The sequence below is a fragment of the Streptomyces sp. NPDC044002 genome, from assembly GCF_056434525.1.
Genome location: NZ_JBWKEZ010000006.1, coordinates 188,816 through 206,824 on the forward strand (window position 1 = coordinate 188,816; position 18,009 = coordinate 206,824).

An 18,009-nucleotide genomic window follows, 5' to 3' on the forward strand; every position below is an offset into this window, starting at 1 on the left:
TTGAGGGGTGCTCGCGAACACGATCCCGGCCGGGGGTCCCGAGCGGATCCGGGGAGGGGTCCGGCTCGATTCCGGGGGCCCGTATCCGCTAGGGTGGGGCCCAGCCCCTCACGTGGCGCTATCTCACCCAACTCCCCCAGGGCCGGAAGGCAGCAAGGGTAAGTGGGCTCTGGCGGGTGCGTGAGGGGCGCTTTGCGTTCCGGGGCGGGTCCGGGGGCGTCGGCGGGCCGTTGTTGTCGGTGGGCCCGGATAACCTCGTAGACGTGTCGTCCCTTGCGCTGTACCGCCGCTATCGCCCCGAGTCGTTCGCCGAGGTCATCGGGCAGGAGCATGTCACTGCCCCGCTGATGCAGGCCCTGCGGAACAACCGGGTCAATCACGCGTACCTGTTCAGTGGCCCGCGCGGCTGCGGCAAGACGACCAGCGCGCGCATCCTGGCGCGGTGCCTCAACTGTGAGCAGGGTCCCACCCCGGATCCGTGCGGGGAGTGCCAGTCCTGCCGTGACCTGGCCAGGAACGGGCCGGGGTCCATCGACGTCATCGAGATCGACGCCGCTTCGCACGGTGGTGTCGACGACGCGCGCGACCTGCGGGAGAAGGCCTTCTTCGGGCCCGCGTCCAGCCGGTACAAGATCTACATCATCGACGAGGCGCACATGGTCACCTCGGCGGGCTTCAACGCCCTGCTGAAGGTGGTCGAGGAGCCGCCGGAGCACCTCAAGTTCATCTTCGCGACCACCGAGCCCGAGAAGGTCATCGGGACGATCCGCTCCAGGACGCACCACTACCCCTTCCGGCTCGTGCCGCCCGGAACGCTGCGCGACTACCTCGGCGAGGTCTGCGGGCGCGAGGGCGCCAAGGTCGAGGACGGCGTGCTGCCGCTCGTCGTGCGCGCCGGCGCCGGGTCCGTGCGTGACTCCATGTCCGTCATGGACCAGCTCCTCGCCGGTGCGGGCGAGGAGGGTGTGACGTACGCCATGGCCACCTCCCTGCTCGGGTACACGGAGGGCTCGCTGCTCGATTCCGTCGTCGACGCCTTCGCCGCGGGGGACGGGGCCGCCGCGTTCGAGGTCGTCGACCGGGTGGTCGAGGGCGGGAACGACCCGCGCCGGTTCGTCGCCGACCTGCTGGAGCGGCTGCGCGACCTGGTGATCCTGGCCGCCGTGCCGGACGCCGGGGAGAAGGGGCTGATCGACGCCCCCGCCGATGTCGTGGAGCGGATGCAGGCCCAGGCGTCGGTGTTCGGCGCCGCCGAGCTCAGCCGCGCCGCCGACCTGGTCAACGCCGGGCTCACCGAGATGCGCGGTGCCACCTCGCCCCGCCTGCAGCTGGAGCTGATCTGCGCCCGGGTGCTGCTGCCCGCCGCCTTCGACGACGAGCGCTCCTTCCAGGCCCGGCTGGACCGGCTGGAGCGCAGCGGGCCGCCCGCCGGTGCCGCCTTCGCCCCCGCGCCGGCCGCGCCGCCCGCCATGGGCTACGTGCCCGGGCCGGAGGCGCACGGCATGGCTCCGGCCGGTCCCGGCGGCGGGGTCGCCGCCGCGCGTGCCGCCGTACGGGGTCCCGTGCCGGAACCGGCTCCGGTCCAGACCCCGGCCCCCGTCCCGGCCCCGGCGCCCGCGCCCGTCCAGGCCCCCGCGCCCGTCCAGGCCGCAGCTCCGGCCGCCGCTCCGCCCGCGCCCGCCCAGGCGCCCGGTGCGTGGCCCGGGGCGGCCCAGCCCGGCAGCGGGGCACCCGCCCCCGGCGCCTGGCCCGGGGCTTCCACGCCGGCCGCGCCGGCCGCCCCCGCCACCCCGGCCGCGCCCGCCGCCGGGGCGTGGCCCAGCGCCGCCGTGCCCGGCAGCGGAGCCCCGGCCGCCCCCGCGCCCGCCCCCGCCCCGGCGGCCTCCTCCGGGCCCGCGCCGGCGGCCGCCGCGCCCTCCGCCGAGATGGCGGCCGGGGCCGGGCAGGTCCAGGCGATGTGGCCGGGCGTCCTGGAGGCCGTCAAGAACCGCCGCCGCTTCACCTGGATCCTGCTCAGCCAGAACGCCCAGGTCACCGGCTTCGACGGGACCACCCTCCAGCTCGGCTTCCCCAACGCCGGAGCCCGCGACAACTTCGCGAGCAGCGGCAGCGAGGACGTCCTGAAGGCGGTCCTGGCCGAGCAGTTCCAGGTCAACTGGAAGATCGACGCCGTGGTCGGGGGCGGCGGGCCGGCCCCGGCGGCGCCCTCCTCGTACTCCTCCTACCCGGCGCCGGCCGCCCCCGCCTACAGCCCGCCCCCGGCGGCCCCGCAGGCCCCGCCCGCCGCGCCGGTCCAGCAGGCCCCGCAGCCGTCCGCGTACCAGCCGCCGCCCCCGCAGTCGGCGCCCGCGGCCCAGCCGCCCGTGCAGCAGGCGCCGCCGCCGGTGGCCCCCGAGGACGACGTGCCGGAGGAGGACGACCCGGACCTCGTCGACAGCGCCCTGACCGGACACGACCTGATCGTGCGCGAGCTCGGGGCGACCGTTGTGGAGGAATACACGAACGAGTAGCCCCCGCTGATTGGGTGGCCGCACGAAACCGGCCGCGCCGTCCGGGCTACCCTGGGCGGCGTGAAGGTCCTCGTCATCGGCGGCGGCGCCCGCGAACACGCCCTGTGCCGCTCTCTGTCCCTCGACCCCGACGTCTCCGCGCTGTACTGCGCCCCCGGCAACGCCGGCATCGCCGAGGTGGCGGAGCTGCGCCCGGTCGACGCCCTCGACGGCGCGGCGGTCGCCGCCCTCGCCGTCGAACTCGGCGCCGGACTGGTCGTCGTCGGCCCGGAGGCCCCCCTCGTCGCCGGCGTGGCGGACGCCGTCCGTGCGGCCGGCATCCCGGTCTTCGGACCGTCCGCCGAGGCCGCGCAGCTGGAGGGCTCCAAGGCCTTCGCCAAGGACGTCATGGCCGCCGCCGGGGTCCCGACCGCGCGCAGCTACGTCTGCACCACCGCGGAGGAGGTCGACGCGGCCCTCGACGCCTTCGGCGCCCCGTACGTGGTCAAGGACGACGGCCTCGCCGCCGGCAAGGGCGTCGTCGTCACCGAGGACCGGGCCGCCGCCCGGGACCACGCGCTGGCCTGCGACCGGGTCGTCATCGAGGAGTACCTCGACGGCCCCGAGGTCTCCCTCTTCGCCATCACCGACGGCGTCACCGTGCTGCCGCTCCAGCCCGCGCAGGACTTCAAGCGCGCGCTCGACGGCGACCAGGGCCCCAACACCGGCGGCATGGGCGCGTACTCGCCGCTCCCGTGGGCGGACCCGAAGCTGGTCGACGAGGTCATGGAGCTGGTCCTCCAGCCGACCGTGGACGAGCTCCGCCACCGCGGCACCCCCTTCTCCGGGCTGCTCTACGCGGGCCTGGCCATCACCGGCCGCGGCACCCGCGTCATCGAGTTCAACGCCCGCTTCGGCGACCCCGAGACCCAGGTGGTCCTGGCCCGGCTGCGCACCCCCCTCGCCGGCGTGCTGCTGAACGCCGCGAACGGCACCCTGAACACCCTCCCGGCGCTGAACTGGAGCGACGACGCGGCCGTCACGGTGGTCATCGCCTCGCACAACTACCCCGGCACCCCGCGCACCGGCGACCCGATCGAGGGCCTCGGGGACGTGGCGGCCGAGGACGCGCCCGACGCGTACGTGCTGCACGCCGGGACCCGCCGCGAGGGCGACGCCGTCGTCAGCGCGGGCGGTCGCGTCCTGTCGGTGACGGCGACCGGTTCCGACCTGGCGCAGGCGCGAGAGAAGGCGTATAAGGCGGTCGGGCGGATCAAGCTCGACGGGTCCCAGCACCGCACGGACATTGCCGCCAAGGCGGCCGAAGGCCGCTGACCAGCACGGCCGTCATGACGCGGGCCCGGTGCGCGAAGACGCGCGCCGGGCCCGCGCGTACGTACGCGTGCGACTGCATCCGGCCGCCTTCGAACGCAGCCACCTTTAGCCAAAGCCATTCCATCGGGTGATCGTCACCCGGACTGCCTGACGTCCGCGCCCGCCCCAACTAGGGTGCGGCGCAAGCATTCCGGCACATGGCCCACCGGCATTGCGATGTCAGTGGCGGGTGTCACAGTGGGGGAGTGAGCAAAGCCGCCGCAGGGCAGAGGGGGTGAGGTCCGGCCGTGTCCGGAACCGGTTCGATCGCAGAAGTGGGCGCGCCGTTCGCGCGTTCGCGGGCCCTCGCCGTGCTGCGGGTCCGCAGCAGGGCCACGGCCGCCGTGCTGCTGCCCGCCGCCCTCGCGGTGGTGCTCGTCGCCGCCCGGATGACGGGCCGGCTGGCCGGAGACCCCTGGCCGGCGGTGACCCTGGCCGTCTGCGCGGTGGCCGCCCTGGTGCTGCTGGCGGGCGGGATATTCGGCGCGGTGGTGCTGCGCGCGGGTCCCGCCGTGACCCCGACGGTGCCGCTGCCGGAAGCCGCCGCCCCCGACCTCTACCGCCTCGTGCGGGACCTGGCCGACCGGATGGACGTCCCCGCGCCCTCCGCGATAGCCCTCACCCCGGACTGCGACAGCTGGCTGGAGGACCGCACCCATGCCGCCCACCGCCGCAGGGGGACGGGCGCCGGCCCGGAGTCCGAGCCCGGCGCGGCCCCCGTGCTGGTGATCGGCTCGCCCTTCCTGTGGTGGATGCGGGTCGCCGAGCTGCGGGCCGTCCTGGCGCCCGTCGTCGCCGGTACGGGCCCCTCCGCGCACCCGGACATAGCCGACGCCCGCGGCTTCGTACGCGGCCTCGACGCGGCGGCGGACATCGGCGGCAGGCCCGGCCTGGGCTGGATCGGCGGCCCGGCCCGGCTGCTGCTGCGGCTGTGCCGGACGGACGCCGCCGAGATGGAGCGCGGGGTGGCCGCCGCCGCATCCGACCGTGCACAGGGTGTGGACTACGGCCTGCGCATCGTCGCCCAGGAGCAGGTGGGCCTCGCCTACGCGGGCTGGGACCGGCTGCTGACCCGGGTCGCGCTGCCCGCCTGGCGGATGGGCCGCTGGCCGGCGCACCTGGATGCAGGGGTGGTCTCCGCCCTGACCGAGCTGTCCCGGCGGGACCGGCTGGCCGAGGGGTTCACCTCGCGGCTCGGCGAGCGCCCCGCCTGCGACCTGCTGGAGCAGCCCGGCGTGGTCGACGAGGCCGCCTCCCTGCTGGCGGCCCGGCTGTTCCACGGCGGCCCGGCCGAGGCGGGCCCGGACTGGTCCCCCGTGGACTGGGCGGCCTACCCGCAGGAGGTCGTGGACCGCAAGTGGCGCAGCGAGGCGGCCCGCCTGCACGCCGCCCTGGACGCCCTGTCCGTCCCGGCGGACCTGGCACCGCCCGCCGCCGCCCAGCCCCGGCCGGACGTCCCGGCGGCCCCGGCGGAGCCCGTGCCCGTCACCACGGGCGCCCCCGCCCAGGCCGGAGCCTCCGCCAGTGGCACCCCGGGTGCCCCCGCCGCCCCCGCCCGCCCCGCGGAGCGGCCCGCCGCCCCGGGCGAACCGGTTCCCCCGGGCGGGGCGACGCTGGAGCGGGTCCTCGGCTACCTCACCGACCCCGCCGGTGAGGGCGCGGCCGGGGAGGCCCTCGCCGGGCGGCTCAGCGGCGACCTGGCCCGGGAGGAGCGCGCCGCCGGAGCCGCCAGGCCCCAGCCGCGCGGCGGCGCGGACACGCTGCCGCTGTTCCCGCTCCAGCCCCCGCGCAGCGGCCGCGACCTGCTCGCCGACCACGTCACCGCCCTGGTCTGCTGCGCCGCCGTGGACTGGGCCGGCGCGGGCCCCGGCCTGGACTGGCTGGACGGCCCCGTCCTGCTGGTCGGCGGCGAGCGCCGCGCCGACCTCGCCCCCCGGGTGCTCTCCCTCGTCGAGGACGGGGACCCGGCCCCGCTGCGCGACTGGCTCGCGGAGCTCGGCGTACGCCCCGAGAAGCCCGTACGCCTCCTCTGAACCGCCCGCCCCGCGTTCCGGTCACGTCAATTCACGACGAACGGTGACGGAGTGAGTGCGTTATGTGATGTGCTTGGGACCGGTCGCGGAAAGGTGTCCGAAAAACCGCCGCGCACCTGACTGGAGCAAACGCGTTCGGGGGAGCGAGGGAGGGGAGCGGTATGGGTGCGGACCAGATCCGGCGTTGGGAGTCGGGTGCGCTCGCGCACGCGGTGACCGACCCCTTCGGCCAGGGCCCCCTGCCCTGGTTCCGGGGCAGCGAGCTGTACTTCGACGACACCGGCCAGGTCGTCCCCTGGTACGTGGACCCCGCCGTCGCCACCCCCGGCCAGAGCCCGGGCCGGCACCCGGGCGTCCCCGCCCAGGCCCCCCGGGGCGGCGGCCCCCGCACCGCCGACGACGTCCACCGGCAGATCAAGGGCTTCGCCTCCACCGGAGCGGTCACCCCCGGCGAGGCCATCGACTTCCACATCACCGTCGACCCGCCCCAGCAGTTCTCCGTCGACGTCTACCGGATCGGCCACTACGGCGGCGACGGCGCCTCCAAGATCACCACCAGCCCCCGGCTGTCCGGCATCGTCCAGCCGCCCCCGCTCACCGCCGACCGCACCGTCTCCTGCCACCACTGGTGGCTCTCCTGGCGGCTCCAGGTCCCCTCGTACTGGAGCGTCGGCGCCTACGTGGCCGTCCTCACCACCGCCGACGGCTACCGCTCCCACATCCCCTTCACGGTCCGCGACGACCACCCCGCCGACCTCCTCCTGCTGCTCCCGGACATCACCTGGCAGGCCTACAACCTCTACCCCGAGGACGGCCGCACGGGCGCCAGCCTCTACCACGCGTGGGACGAGCGGGGCCGGCTGCTCGGCGAGCGCGACGCCGCCATCACCGTCTCCTTCGACCGCCCCTACGCGGGCGCCGGCCTGCCGCTGCACGTGGGCCACGCCTACGACTTCATCCGCTGGGCCGAGCGCTACGGCTACGACCTCGCCTACGCCGACACCCGCGACCTGCACTCCGGCCGCGTCGACCCGACCCGCTACCGGGGCCTGGTCTTCCCCGGCCACGACGAGTACTGGTCGGTCCCCATGCGCCGCACCGTCGAGCGCGCCCGCGACCACGGGACCTCGCTCGTCTTCCTCTCCGCGAACACCATGTACTGGCAGGTCGAGCTGTCCCCCTCGCCCTCCGGGGTCGATGACCGGCTCCTGACCTGCCGAAAACGCCGCGGCCCCGGCCGCCCCAGCCTCTGGCGCGAGATCGACCGCCCCGAGCAGCAGCTGCTCGGCATCCAGTACGCGGGGCGGGTCCCCGAGCCCGCGCCGCTGATCGTCCGCAACGCCACGCACTGGCTCTGGGACTCCACCGGAGCCGCCGAGAACGACGAGCTCGACGGGCTGGTGGCCGGCGAGGCCGACCGGTACTTCCCGCGCACCCAGCTCCCCGAGCACCAGGACCGCATCCTGCTCGCGCACTCCCCGTACCTCGACGGCGAGGGGGCCAAGCGCCACCAGGAGACCTCCCTGTACCGGGCCCCGAGCGGCGCCCTGGTCTTCGCGTCCGGCACCTTCGCCTGGTCCCCGGCGCTCGACCGCCCCGGGCACGTGGACGAGCGGGTCCAGCGGGCGACGGCGAACCTCCTCGACCGGATCTGCAAGCGGGACTGAGCCACCCCCTGGCCGGGGCACGGGGGCCCGTGCGGGAGAATGGTCCCGCGCTCGTACAGAACCACAGGGAGACCCCGTGCCCGGATTCGTCGAAAAGCCCGAGCCGGTGCAGGTGCCCGGCCTCGCCCACCTCCACACCGGCAAGGTCCGCGACCTCTACCGCGACGAGGACGGCAACCTCGTGATGGTCGCCAGCGACCGCATCTCCGCCGCCGACTGGGTGCTGCCCACCGAGATCCCGGAGAAGGGCCGCATCCTGACGCAGCTCTCCCTCTGGTGGTTCGAGCAGCTCAAGGACCTGGTCCCCAACCACGTGATCGGCACCGACCTGCCCGCCGGCGCCCCCGCCGACTGGGCCGGCCGCACGCTGGTCTGCAAGAGCCTGGACATGGTCCCCGTCGAGTGCGTGGCCCGCGGCTACCTCACCGGCTCCGGCCTCAAGGAGTACGTCCAGTCCCGCACGGTCTGCGGCCTCGCCCTCCCCGAGGGCCTGGTGGACGGCTCCGAGCTGCCCGCCCCGATCTTCACCCCGGCCGCCAAGGCCGAGGTCGGCGACCACGACGAGAACGTCTCCTACGAGGAGGTCGCCCGCACCACCGGCGCCGAGACGGCCGCGCTGCTGCGCCAGACCACCCTCGCCGTGTACGGACGGGCCCGCGACATCGCCCGCGAGCGCGGCATCATCCTGGCGGACACCAAGTTCGAGTTCGGCTTCGACAAGGACGGCACGCTCGTCGCCGCCGACGAGGTCCTCACCCCGGACTCCTCGCGCTTCTGGCCGGCCGACCAGTGGCAGCCGGGCCGCACCCAGCCCTCGTTCGACAAGCAGTACGTCCGCGACTGGCTGGCCTCCCCGGCCTCCGGCTGGGACTCCAAGGGCGAGCTCCCGCCGCCGGTCCTCCCGCAGGAGGTCGTGGCGCAGACCCGCGCCAAGTACGTCGAGGCCTACGAGCGCCTCACCGGCCAGACCTGGAGCTGACACGACGAAGGCCCCGATCGGTGATCGGGGCCTTCGCCAGCTGAGCGGACAACGCGACTCGAACGCGCGACATCCACCTTGGCAAGGTGGTGCTCTACCAACTGAGCTATGTCCGCCTGTGCGCCGTAGCGCGAGACCTACTATACCCAACCCCGCTGCCGTGCGAGACGCACTGCCGTGTGCCGGTTCTCCGCGCCGAGCTTCGTCGCCGCCGACGACAGGTAGTTGCGCACGGTCCCCTGCGACAGCGAGGCCCGCTCCGCGATCTCCGCGATCGGCGCCCCGTCCGCCGCGAGTTCCAGCACCTCCGCCTCGCGGGCGGTCAGCGGGGAGTCGCCCGCGCTGATCGCGTCGGCCGCCAACTCCGGGTCCACGTAACGCCCTCCGGCGTGCACGGTGCGGATCAGCTCGGCCAGCCGCTGCGCCGAGACCGTCTTCGGCGCGAAGGCCCGGACCCCCGCCGCGAGCGCCCGCTTCAGGTGTCCGGGACGCCCGTGACTGGTCACGATCATGGTCTTGCAGTCGGGCAGTTCGGCCCGCAGGGATGTGGCCACGCTCACACCGTCGGCGCCCGGCATCTGGAGGTCCAGCACCGCCACGTCCGGCCGGTGCGCCCGCGCCATGGCGAGGGCCTCCGGCCCGGAGGCCGCCTCGGCCACGACGACGAGGTCGTCCTCCAGGCCCAGCAGTGCGGCCAGCGCGCCCCGGATCAGGTGTTCGTCGTCGGCCAGAAGTACGCGTACGGGGCTCACGCCCGCACCTCCACTCGTCGCGTGTCCAGGGGCACCTCGGCCCGCAGCCGGAACCGGCCGCCCTCGGCCGGCCCCGCCAGCAGGGTCCCGTCCACCGCCGCGAGCCGCTCCCGCAGCCCGGCCAGCCCGGACCCGGGCATCCCGGCGGGTGTCTCGGGCACCCCGTCGTTCTCCACCAGCAGCGTCACCGTGCCCGAGTCCGCCGGGGCGGTGAGCCGGATCAGGCAGCTGCGCGCGTCCCCGTGCCGCAGGATGTTCGTCGTCGCCTCCCGGACCACCCAGCCCAGCGCCGACTGCACCTCGCCCGGCAGCTGCCGCCCGGACGTCGCGTACTCGACCCGGCAGTCCATCCCGGCCGCGCTCAGCACCCCGCGCGCGCCCTCCAGCTCCACCGAGAGGTCCGCCTCCCGGTAGCCGCGCACGACGTCGCGCACCTCCCGCTGCGACTCGCGCGCGATCCGCTGCACCTCGATCATCTGGTCCACGGCCTCGGGGCGTTCGCGCCGTGCCAGCTGGACCGCCAGCTCGCTCTTGAGGGCGATCACCGCCAGGTTGCGGCCCATCACGTCGTGCAGGTCCCGTCCGAACCGCAGCCGCTCCTCGGCGACCGCCAACTGCGCCTGGACTTCCCGGGCGTGGTCGAGTTCGTAGACGGTGCGCAGCAGCCAGCCGGAGAACCCGCAGGTGAAGGCGAGGAAGACGCCGGCGACCAGGACGGTGACGAAGTACCCGATGATCTCGCTGAGCGGCAGGCCGAGCGCGGCGACGGTCGCCGCGGAGCCGACCGCGGCGACGAGGGGGACGTACTTCATGTGCTGGACCTTCTCCACGGCGAGGACGAGGGATCCGCAGCCGAAGCAGGTCACCCCCACCACCAGGCCGGGGGCCACGGATTCGTCGAGGCTGCCGAACCGGCGCAGGAACAGGAAGAGCAGTACGGCCGCGGCGGTGGCGGCCGTGGTCACCACCGCGAGCCTGACCGGGCGTTCGCGGCGGCCGCACACGGCGTCGAGGGCCCTGGACGAGAGGAAGCCGACGAGGACCGCGTGGGCGACGACCACGACCAGGGCGGCGAAGGCCAGCGGCCGCGGGGTGTCGTTGTCCTCGCTGGCGGCGACGGCGACCAGCCCGAAGGACACGATCTCGATGAGCACGAACGCGTGGAAGGACCAGCGCGTGTACACCTCGACCTTCCCCGCGCTGCTGCGCTTCTTCCACCACCCGGTCAGCTTCGACACGTTCCGTCCCCCCGGCTCTTCGCTCTGGTCAGCGGCGCGGTTCCCAGCGGAACCACCGCTGGACAGCAAACACCGTGACGATGATCCAGGCCAACGTGGTGAGCGCGGCACCCAGCAGGTCGTAGCCCGGCACCCCGCCGCTCCAGCCGGCCCGTACGAGCGTCATCACACCGCTGAGCGGCAGGAGTTCGCACACGGAGGCCACCACGTCGGGCATCTTGTCCGTCGGGGCGAACACCCCCGAGCCGATCATCGTCGCCAGGAACAGCGGCAGCGTGGTCAGCCCCGCGGTCTCCACGTTGCGGGTGAACGCGCTGGTGAGCGCGGCCAGTCCGGCGAGCAGCGGTATCGCGGCGAGCACGCCGGCGGCCACCAGCGCCGGGTTGGCGGGCATCGGGGCGTCCAGCACCGCGGCGCCGGCCACGGTGAGCGCGGTGATCTGGGCGAGGGCGATGGCGGTGGCGGGCAGCGCGCTCCCGGCGAGGATCTCCAGGTCGCCGGCCTCGCCGGTGCGCAGCCGCTTCAGTACGAGTTCCTCGCGGCGGGCCACGTACGCGGAGACCAGGTTCATGTAGACGACGAGGAGCAGCACCATCCCGATGCCACCGGTGAGGGTGGCCTCGGCGACGGCGGCCGCGGTGTCCCCGCCGACGGAGGAGCGCAGGACGAACACCATCAGGGCGGGCAGCAGCACGGCCACGCTCAGCGCGGCCCGGTTGCGCAGCAGCAGCGTCAGTTCGGAGCGGCCGAGTGCCGCGATCCGGCCGGGGTTCAGGGTCATGGTGTTCATCGGGTCCCCGCCATCGTGTCGTCGTGGGCAAGAGTGCCGGTGCCCGCGTGGCGCCGGTTCCGGGCGATCTCCAGGAAGGCCTCCTCCAGGGAGGCGTGGCGGGCGTCGAGCCCGGCCAGTGCCACCCCGGCCGTGTCGGCCCAGGTCAGCAGGGCGCCCAGGTCGTGCTGGAGCCGTTCGGTGCGGATCTCGACCTGCTGCCCGTCGGCTGCCGCGCGCAGTTCCAGCGGGAGCCGGGCGGCCGGGACTCCGGCGGGCAGGGTGAAGCGGATCCGGGACGGCTGGGTGGCCGTCACCTCCTCGGGGGTGCCGGAGAGGACCAGTTCCCCCTCGTGGAGGATCGCGAGGCGGTCGGCGAGCTGCTCGGCCTCCTCCAGGTAGTGCGTGGTCAGCAGCACCGTGGTGCCCTGCGCCCGCAGTTCCCGGACGAGGGCCCAGGTGTCCTGGCGGCCCTCGGGGTCCATGCCGGTGGTCGGCTCGTCGAGGAAGAGCACCTCGGGCCGGCCCAGCAGGGCGAGCGCGAGGTCGAGCCGCCGCCGCTCGCCGCCGGACAGCTGCTTGACGCGTACGGACGCCCGTGCGGCCAGTCCGACCAGCTCCAGGACCTCCGCCGCGGGGCGGGCACCGGTGGTGACCCCGCTCCACATCCGGACGGTCTCGGTCACCGACAGGTCCGAGGGGAAGCCGCCCTCCTGGAGCATGACCCCGGTCCGCGGGCGGACCTCGGCGCGCCGGGTGTGGGGGTCGAGGCCGAAGACGCGGACCTGCCCGGCGGTCGGGGCGGCGAGCCCTTCCAGCAGCTCGACCGTGGAGGTCTTGCCGGCGCCGTTGGTGCCGAGCAGGGCGAAGACCTCGCCGCGCGCCACGGAGAAGGTGACGCCCCGCACGGCTTCGAAGCCCCCGGCGTAGCCGCGGCGCAGTTCCTCTGCCTGGATCACTGTGTCGGTGGTCATGGCTCAAGCCTCGCGGCGGCCCGGCGGGCGGAGCAGTGCACGCTGTCACCGCCCGCGATGACATTTGTCATCGGATGTGGGCCGCGTCACAAAAGCGAAAGAGGAAGGGGGAAATGACGAAGGCCCCGATCGGAATCCGATCGGGGCCTTCGTTCACTGAGCGGACGACGCGACTCGAACGCGCGACATCCACCTTGGCAAGGTGGTGCTCTACCAACTGAGCTACGTCCGCATGCTGCTACGACCGGGGTCGTTGCGATGCGAGCACTACTCTACCTGATCCACAACCGTGGTCGGTAAAGCTGTGCAGAGCGGGTGACAGGGATTGCACACTGCGCCTCCCCCCTGGAAGGGGGGTGTTCTGCTACTGAACTACACCCGCACGACTTCGGGGTTCTTGCCTTTCGGCCTGGCCCCTCGGCGTGATCCACACACTAGCCGATCGGAGGGGGTGCATGGCAAATCCGGGTCGGCGGACCATCGGACGGACGGCCGCCCGATGGTCACCGGGCGGCCGCCGGACGGTCAGTGGGCGGCTTCGTACGCGCTGTAGACCGTCTTGGGGATGCGGCCCCGCGGCGGTACGTCGTGCCCGTGCGAGCGGGCCCAGGCCCGCACCACCGCCGGGTCCGGCGCGATCGACGTCGTCTTGAACGTCTTCCCGGAGCGGGACCGGCGGCGGCCGGCGGCCACGAAGGGGGCCAGGCTCTTCCGCAGTTTCTTTGCGTTGGCCGCATTGAGGTCGATCTCGTACGACTTACCGTCCAGGGCGAACGTGACCGTTTCCGCCGCTTCTCCGCCATCGATGTCGTCGGAGATCGTGACTACTACGCGCTGCGCCACGGATATCGGTCCCTTCGTGCGCCGTCGCCGCCCGCTGACGTGCGGTGATGTCGCCTGTGTGGATGTTTCGGTGGAATACGTCAAACCGTTGGAATCCCGGCTGATTCCTTTGTACCGCGATTCCCATTGAATTGCGAAGCCCAGTTAATTATCCCCGCGTGTCCCGTCGCAATCCCGAGGGCGTGGTTTTCCGGTGGATTTTGCGAAGCGTTGGTGAAGCCGAAACGGCCGCAGGTTCGGACCCGACGGATATCTACCCGCGTAGAAATTTCGGGCGGGTACGCTGAGGGAACCGCCTTCGCACCAACCACCTCATCGGGAGTGCCAGTGGCACGCGTCGTAGTCGACGTCATGCTCAAGCCGGAGATCCTCGACCCCCAGGGCCAGGCGGTGCAGCGTGCACTGCCGCGCCTGGGCTTCGATGGGATCGCCGACGTCCGCCAGGGGAAGCGTTTCGAACTGGAGGTGGAGGGACCGGTCGACCAGGCCGCCCTCGACCGCATCCACAAGATGGCCGAAACGTTCCTCGCCAACACCGTCATCGAAGACTTCACCGTGAAGGTCGAGGCCTGACGGTGACCACACGCATCGGAGTCGTCACGTTCCCCGGAACGCTCGACGACCGTGACTCGCTGCGCGCCGTCCGCCTCGCGGGGGCCGAGCCGGTCTCGCTCTGGCACCGCGACAAGGACCTGCACCAGGTCGACGCGGTCGTCCTCGCGGGCGGCTTCTCCTACGGGGACTACCTGCGCGCCGGAGCCATCTCCCGGTTCTCGCCGGTGATGGAGACCATCATCGAGCAGGCCAAGGCCGGCATGCCCGTCCTCGGCATCTGCAACGGCTTCCAGGTCCTCACCGAGGCCCACCTGCTGCCGGGGGCGATGCTCCGCAACAACCACCTCCACTTCATCTGCCGCGACCAGAAGCTGCGGGTGGAGAACGCGGACACCGCGTGGACCGGCGACTACACCGCCGGCCAGGAGATCTCCGTACCGCTCAAGAACATGGACGGCCGGTACGTCGCCGACGAGCGCACGCTCGACGAACTGGAGGCCGAAGGCCGAGTGGCCTTCCGGTACCTGGACGTGAACCCCAACGGCTCGCTGCGCGACATCGCCGGCATCACCAACGCCGCGGGCAACGTCGTCGGCCTCATGCCGCACCCCGAGCACGCGGTCGAGCCGCTGATCGGGACCGGCCGCACCGACGGCCTCCCGTTCTTCACGTCGGTCCTGAAGAAGCTGGTCAGCGCATGAGCCTCGACACCGTAAAGAACGCCACCGAGACCCCGGACGCCTCCCAGCCCTGGAAGGAACTCGGCCTCAAGGAGGACGAGTACGCCCGGATCCGCGAGATCCTCGGCCGCCGTCCCACCGGCGCCGAGCTGGCCATGTACTCGGTCATGTGGTCCGAGCACTGCTCGTACAAGAGCAGCAAGGTCCACCTCGCCCAGTTCGGCAAGAAGGCCCCCAAGAACGACGCCATGCTCGTCGGCATCGGCGAGAACGCCGGCGTCGTCGACGTCGGCCAGGGCTACGCGGTCACCTTCAAGGTCGAGTCGCACAACCACCCGAGCTACATCGAGCCCTACCAGGGCGCGGCCACCGGCATCGGCGGCATCGTCCGCGACATCCTCGCGATGGGCGCCCGCCCGGTCGCGGTCGTGGACCCGCTGCGCTTCGGCGCGGCAGACCACCCCGACACCAAGCGCGTCCTGCCGGGCGTCGTCGCCGGCATCGGCGGCTACGGCAACTGCCTGGGCCTGCCGAACATCGGCGGCGAGGTCGTCTTCGACGAGTGCTACCAGGGCAACCCGCTGGTCAACGCCGGCTGCATCGGCGTGATGAAGCACGAGGACATCCACCTCGCCAAGGCCTCCGGCCCCGGCAACAAGGTCATCCTCTACGGCGCCCGCACGGGCGGCGACGGCATCGGCGGCGTCTCGGTCCTCGCGTCCGAGACCTTCGACGACACTAAGCCCACCAAGCGCCCCGCCGTCCAGGTCGGCGACCCCTTCCAGGAGAAGCTCCTCATCGAGTGCACCCTGGAGATCTTCAAGGAGAAGCTGGTCGCGGGCATCCAGGACCTCGGCGGCGCCGGGCTCTCCTGCGCGACCTCCGAGCTCGCCTCCGCCGGCTCCGGCGGCATGCGCGTCGAGCTCGACACCGTGCCGCTGCGCGACGCGACGCTCTCGCCCGAGGAGATCCTCATGAGCGAGTCGCAGGAGCGCATGTGCGCGATCGTCGAGCCGCAGCACGTCGACCGCTTCATGGAGATCTGCGAGAAGTGGGACGTCATCGCCACCGTCATCGGTGAGGTGACCGACGGCGAGCGCCTGGAGATCTTCTGGCACGGCGAGCAGATCGTGGACGTGCCCCCGGGCACCGTCGCCCACGAGGGCCCGGTCTACAACCGCCCCTACGCGCGCCCCTCCTGGCAGGACGCCCTCCAGGCGGACGACGCGGGCAAGCTGCCCCGGCCGGGGACCTCCGAGGAGCTCCGCGCGCAGGTCCTGGCCCTGGTCTCCTCCCCGAACCAGGCCTCGAAGTCCTGGGTCACCGACCAGTACGACCGCTTCGTGCAGGGCAACACCGTGCTGTCCCAGCCCGAGGACGCCGGCATGATCCGCATCGACGAGGAGACCAACCTCGGCGTCGCGATGGCCACCGACGGCAACGGCCGCTACGCCAAGCTCGACCCGTACACGGGCGCGCAGCTGGCGCTGGCGGAGTCCTACCGCAACGTGGCCGCGACCGGCGCCAAGCCGCTCGCGATCTCCGACTGCCTGAACTTCGGCTCCCCCGAGGACCCGGACGTCATGTGGCAGTTCGCCGAGGCCTGCCGCGGTCTCGCGGACGGCTGCCTGGAGCTGGGCACCCCGGTGACCGGCGGCAACGTCTCCCTCTACAACCAGACGGGCGACGTCGCGATCCACCCGACCCCGGTCGTCGCGGTCCTCGGCGTCATCGACGACGTCAACCGCCGCACGCCGATGGCGTTCGCGGAGGCCGGCCAGCTGCTGTACCTGCTGGGCGACACGGCCGAGGAGTTCGGCGGCTCGGCCTGGTCCCAGGTCGTCCACGACCACCTCGGCGGCCTGCCGCCCAAGGTGGACCTGGGCCGCGAGAAGCTGCTCGCCGAGATCCTGATCTCCGCCTCGCGCGACGGCATGATCGACGCCGCGCACGACCTGTCGGACGGCGGCGTCGTCCAGGCGCTCACCGAGTCCTGCCTCAAGGGCGGCAACGGTGCCCGCGTGGTCGTCCCGGAGGGCCTGGACGCGTTCACCTTCCTGTTCTCCGAGTCCGCGGGCCGCGCCATCGTGGCCGTCCCGCGCAGCGAGGAGCTCCGCTTCACCGACATGTGCGGTGCGCGGGGCCTGCCGGCCGCCCGCATCGGCGTGGTCGACGGCGACGCGATCGAGGTCCAGGGCGAGTTCACCCTCCCCCTGGCCGAGCTCCGCGAGGCCCACGAGGCGACGATCCCGGGCCTGCTGGCCTGATCCCGCGCTCGCAGCGGCCCCCGTCCGGAACCCTTCCGGGCGGGGGCCCGCCGTTTTCCGCGGCCGCCCGGGCCGCCCGTTGGTAGCGTCGCCCGCGTCGCGTCGTCGCCGCAGGAGGCCCGGATGTTCGCACCACTGGAGCCGTCCGGCGGCGGACCGCTGCCGGACCGGGGCCGACGGCGCAACGCCCTCAACGCGCTGCTCTGCACCGCCGGGGCGGCGGGCGTGCTCCTCGGCGGCTGGGCCCTGTACGACTCCCACCGGTCGGGGCAGCACCGCGCGGAAAGCCGTACGGAGATCAGGCAGGCGTGCGCGGACCTGGCCGACCCGGACGCGGTGCTGCGGCTGGACGGAGGCCGGGACCGGGTGTCGGCCGACGAGGACGCGTACGGGCACCGGCTGGACCTGTCCGACCTGCCCGACCTCTGCGAGCTGCGCAGCGGCCGCGCCGGGGAGCGGGACCGGCCCCCGTACCTCACCCTCAAGGTCCACTCCCTGCCCCAGCCCGGCCTGCACGTCCTCGACCCGGCCGACGAGCCCGTCGACCCGTGGGCCCCGAGGGACCCCACCGAGGACGTCACCGACCGGATCGCCGCCCCGCTCCCCGCTCCCCTCGGGGACGGGAGGGCCGGCAGCCACACCGCGCGCTCCGTCACGGTCGAGGCCGTGTGCCGTGAGGACGCCGCCGGGGTGACCTCCTTCAGGGCCACCGCGACCGCCCGGTACGGGGAACCGACCGCCGGCGACCGCAGGGCACTGGCCGCCATCGCCCGCACGGCGGCGGTGCGGGCGGCGCAGCGCAAGGGCTGCGAGACCACCCCGCCCGAACTCCCCGCCGACCTGCCCGCCCCCGGGCGGGACCTCGGCCCCGCGGACCGCGCGACCGGCGGCTGCGCCTGGTACGCGGCCCACCTGCACGGCCGCCCGGACCGGAAGCGGCTGCCCGACCGGGCGCTCGGCACCCCGCCGGCGGAGCGGGCGGCGCAGGAGTCCTGCGTCCTCGTGCTCGGCACGGACACGCGGCGCGGCATCCGGGCCGAGCTCCTCGCCGAGGGCGTCCGGGCCGGCGGCCCCTCGGACCTCCTCACGAACCCCTGGTGGCTGCAGACCCGCGCCTACTTCGGGGACGACGCGGACGGCACGAGGGTCAAGCCCTTCACCGGCGGGCTCCACGACATCGCGGCGGGCCAGGCCGGCCGCGAGAACCGCGTCGTGTACGCGTCGGCCACCTGCGGCGGCCGCCCCGCCGTCTTCGGCATGACCACGGCCTACCGCTACGACCAGGTGCTCGGCCCGCGGCTGGACGAGGTCTTCACGGCCTACGCCACCGCGACGGCCGCGCGGCACGGCTGCACCGGACTCGTGCTGCCCGCACCCGAGTAGGGTCGG

Annotated in this window: 14 protein-coding genes, 3 tRNA genes and 1 other RNA gene; 10 read left to right on the plus strand and 8 right to left on the minus strand. The window is 73.6% G+C overall.

The features are described from left to right. Positions 1–99: 99 nt before the first annotated feature. From ffs to AC07A6_RS07090, 6 genes are all read left to right on the plus strand, one after another. Positions 100–198, plus strand: an RNA gene (ffs, locus tag AC07A6_RS07065) — signal recognition particle sRNA small type. A gap of 65 nt (positions 199–263) precedes the next feature. Continuing rightward, positions 264–2,510, plus strand: a complete 2,247-nt coding sequence (locus tag AC07A6_RS07070; RefSeq protein ID WP_478776361.1) for a DNA polymerase III subunit gamma and tau — start codon at positions 264–266, stop codon at positions 2,508–2,510. 60 nt (positions 2,511–2,570) lie between these two features. Continuing rightward, entirely contained in the window at positions 2,571–3,824 is a 1,254-nt protein-coding gene (gene purD / locus AC07A6_RS07075; RefSeq protein WP_362456364.1) for a phosphoribosylamine--glycine ligase, read from the plus strand. A 287-nt stretch (positions 3,825–4,111) separates the two neighbouring features. After that, positions 4,112–5,896: a hypothetical protein gene (locus AC07A6_RS07080; RefSeq protein ID WP_478776362.1), complete on the plus strand. Its 1,785-nt coding sequence runs from the start codon at positions 4,112–4,114 to the stop codon at positions 5,894–5,896. A gap of 161 nt (positions 5,897–6,057) precedes the next feature. Then, positions 6,058–7,563, plus strand: coding sequence for a N,N-dimethylformamidase beta subunit family domain-containing protein (locus tag AC07A6_RS07085; protein WP_478776363.1), 1,506 nt, complete (start codon positions 6,058–6,060; stop codon positions 7,561–7,563). 76 nt (positions 7,564–7,639) lie between these two features. Next, positions 7,640–8,542, plus strand: coding sequence for a phosphoribosylaminoimidazolesuccinocarboxamide synthase (locus AC07A6_RS07090; protein ID WP_386274919.1), 903 nt, complete (start codon positions 7,640–7,642; stop codon positions 8,540–8,542). 43 nt (positions 8,543–8,585) lie between these two features. Here AC07A6_RS07090 and AC07A6_RS07095 read toward each other — a convergent pair. From AC07A6_RS07095 to AC07A6_RS07130, 8 genes are all read right to left on the minus strand, one after another. Then, positions 8,586–8,658, minus strand: a tRNA-Gly gene (locus AC07A6_RS07095). A gap of 24 nt (positions 8,659–8,682) precedes the next feature. Then, the gene (locus AC07A6_RS07100; protein ID WP_007265383.1) at positions 8,683–9,294 is read right to left on the minus strand and encodes a response regulator transcription factor; all 612 of its coding nucleotides are present in this window, start codon (positions 9,292–9,294) and stop codon (positions 8,683–8,685) included. Then, on the minus strand, positions 9,291–10,532 hold the full coding sequence (locus AC07A6_RS07105; protein ID WP_478776364.1) for a sensor histidine kinase: 1,242 nt from the start codon (positions 10,530–10,532) through the stop codon (positions 9,291–9,293). Before AC07A6_RS07105 ends, AC07A6_RS07100 begins: the two co-directional genes overlap by 4 nt. Before the next feature lie 28 nt (positions 10,533–10,560). Further along, entirely contained in the window at positions 10,561–11,322 is a 762-nt protein-coding gene (locus AC07A6_RS07110; RefSeq protein WP_386272024.1) for an ABC transporter permease, read from the minus strand. Next, positions 11,319–12,275: an ABC transporter ATP-binding protein gene (locus tag AC07A6_RS07115; RefSeq protein WP_478776365.1), complete on the minus strand. Its 957-nt coding sequence runs from the start codon at positions 12,273–12,275 to the stop codon at positions 11,319–11,321. The genes AC07A6_RS07110 and AC07A6_RS07115 overlap by 4 nt, the downstream gene beginning before the upstream one ends. A gap of 159 nt (positions 12,276–12,434) precedes the next feature. Then, positions 12,435–12,507: transfer RNA gene (locus AC07A6_RS07120), tRNA-Gly, on the minus strand. Between the two features lie 78 nt (positions 12,508–12,585). Further along, positions 12,586–12,657, minus strand: a tRNA-Gly gene (locus AC07A6_RS07125). A gap of 143 nt (positions 12,658–12,800) precedes the next feature. After that, positions 12,801–13,118 carry a histone-like nucleoid-structuring protein Lsr2 gene (locus tag AC07A6_RS07130; RefSeq protein WP_125819353.1) on the minus strand — a complete coding sequence of 106 codons (318 nt, stop codon included), beginning with the start codon at positions 13,116–13,118 and terminating at the stop codon, positions 12,801–12,803. A 327-nt stretch (positions 13,119–13,445) separates the two neighbouring features. Here AC07A6_RS07130 and purS point away from each other — a divergent pair, with 327 nt between their 5' ends. From purS to AC07A6_RS07150, 4 genes are all read left to right on the plus strand, one after another. After that, positions 13,446–13,691: a phosphoribosylformylglycinamidine synthase subunit PurS gene (gene purS, locus AC07A6_RS07135; protein WP_042801325.1), complete on the plus strand. Its 246-nt coding sequence runs from the start codon at positions 13,446–13,448 to the stop codon at positions 13,689–13,691. Between the two features lie 2 nt (positions 13,692–13,693). Then, positions 13,694–14,374 carry a phosphoribosylformylglycinamidine synthase subunit PurQ gene (gene purQ, locus AC07A6_RS07140; protein ID WP_125594811.1) on the plus strand — a complete coding sequence of 227 codons (681 nt, stop codon included), beginning with the start codon at positions 13,694–13,696 and terminating at the stop codon, positions 14,372–14,374. Beyond that, on the plus strand, positions 14,371–16,620 hold the full coding sequence (purL, locus tag AC07A6_RS07145; RefSeq protein ID WP_362456343.1) for a phosphoribosylformylglycinamidine synthase subunit PurL: 2,250 nt from the start codon (positions 14,371–14,373) through the stop codon (positions 16,618–16,620). Before purQ ends, purL begins: the two co-directional genes overlap by 4 nt. A gap of 123 nt (positions 16,621–16,743) precedes the next feature. Then, positions 16,744–18,003 (plus strand): hypothetical protein, encoded by a 1,260-nt coding sequence (locus tag AC07A6_RS07150; protein ID WP_478776366.1) that lies wholly within the window; start codon positions 16,744–16,746, stop codon positions 18,001–18,003. Positions 18,004–18,009 lie beyond the last annotated feature (6 nt).

Coding starts and splice junctions, on each gene's coding strand:
- purL (WP_362456343.1), top strand. CDS start 14,371: ATGAGCCTCGACACCGTAAAGAACGCCACCGAGACCCCGGACGCCTCC.
- AC07A6_RS07085 (WP_478776363.1), top strand. CDS start 6,058: ATGGGTGCGGACCAGATCCGGCGTTGGGAGTCGGGTGCGCTCGCGCAC.
- AC07A6_RS07150 (WP_478776366.1), top strand. CDS start 16,744: ATGTTCGCACCACTGGAGCCGTCCGGCGGCGGACCGCTGCCGGACCGG.
- AC07A6_RS07115 (WP_478776365.1), bottom strand. CDS start 12,275: ATGACCACCGACACAGTGATCCAGGCAGAGGAACTGCGCCGCGGCTAC.
- AC07A6_RS07110 (WP_386272024.1), bottom strand. CDS start 11,322: ATGAACACCATGACCCTGAACCCCGGCCGGATCGCGGCACTCGGCCGC.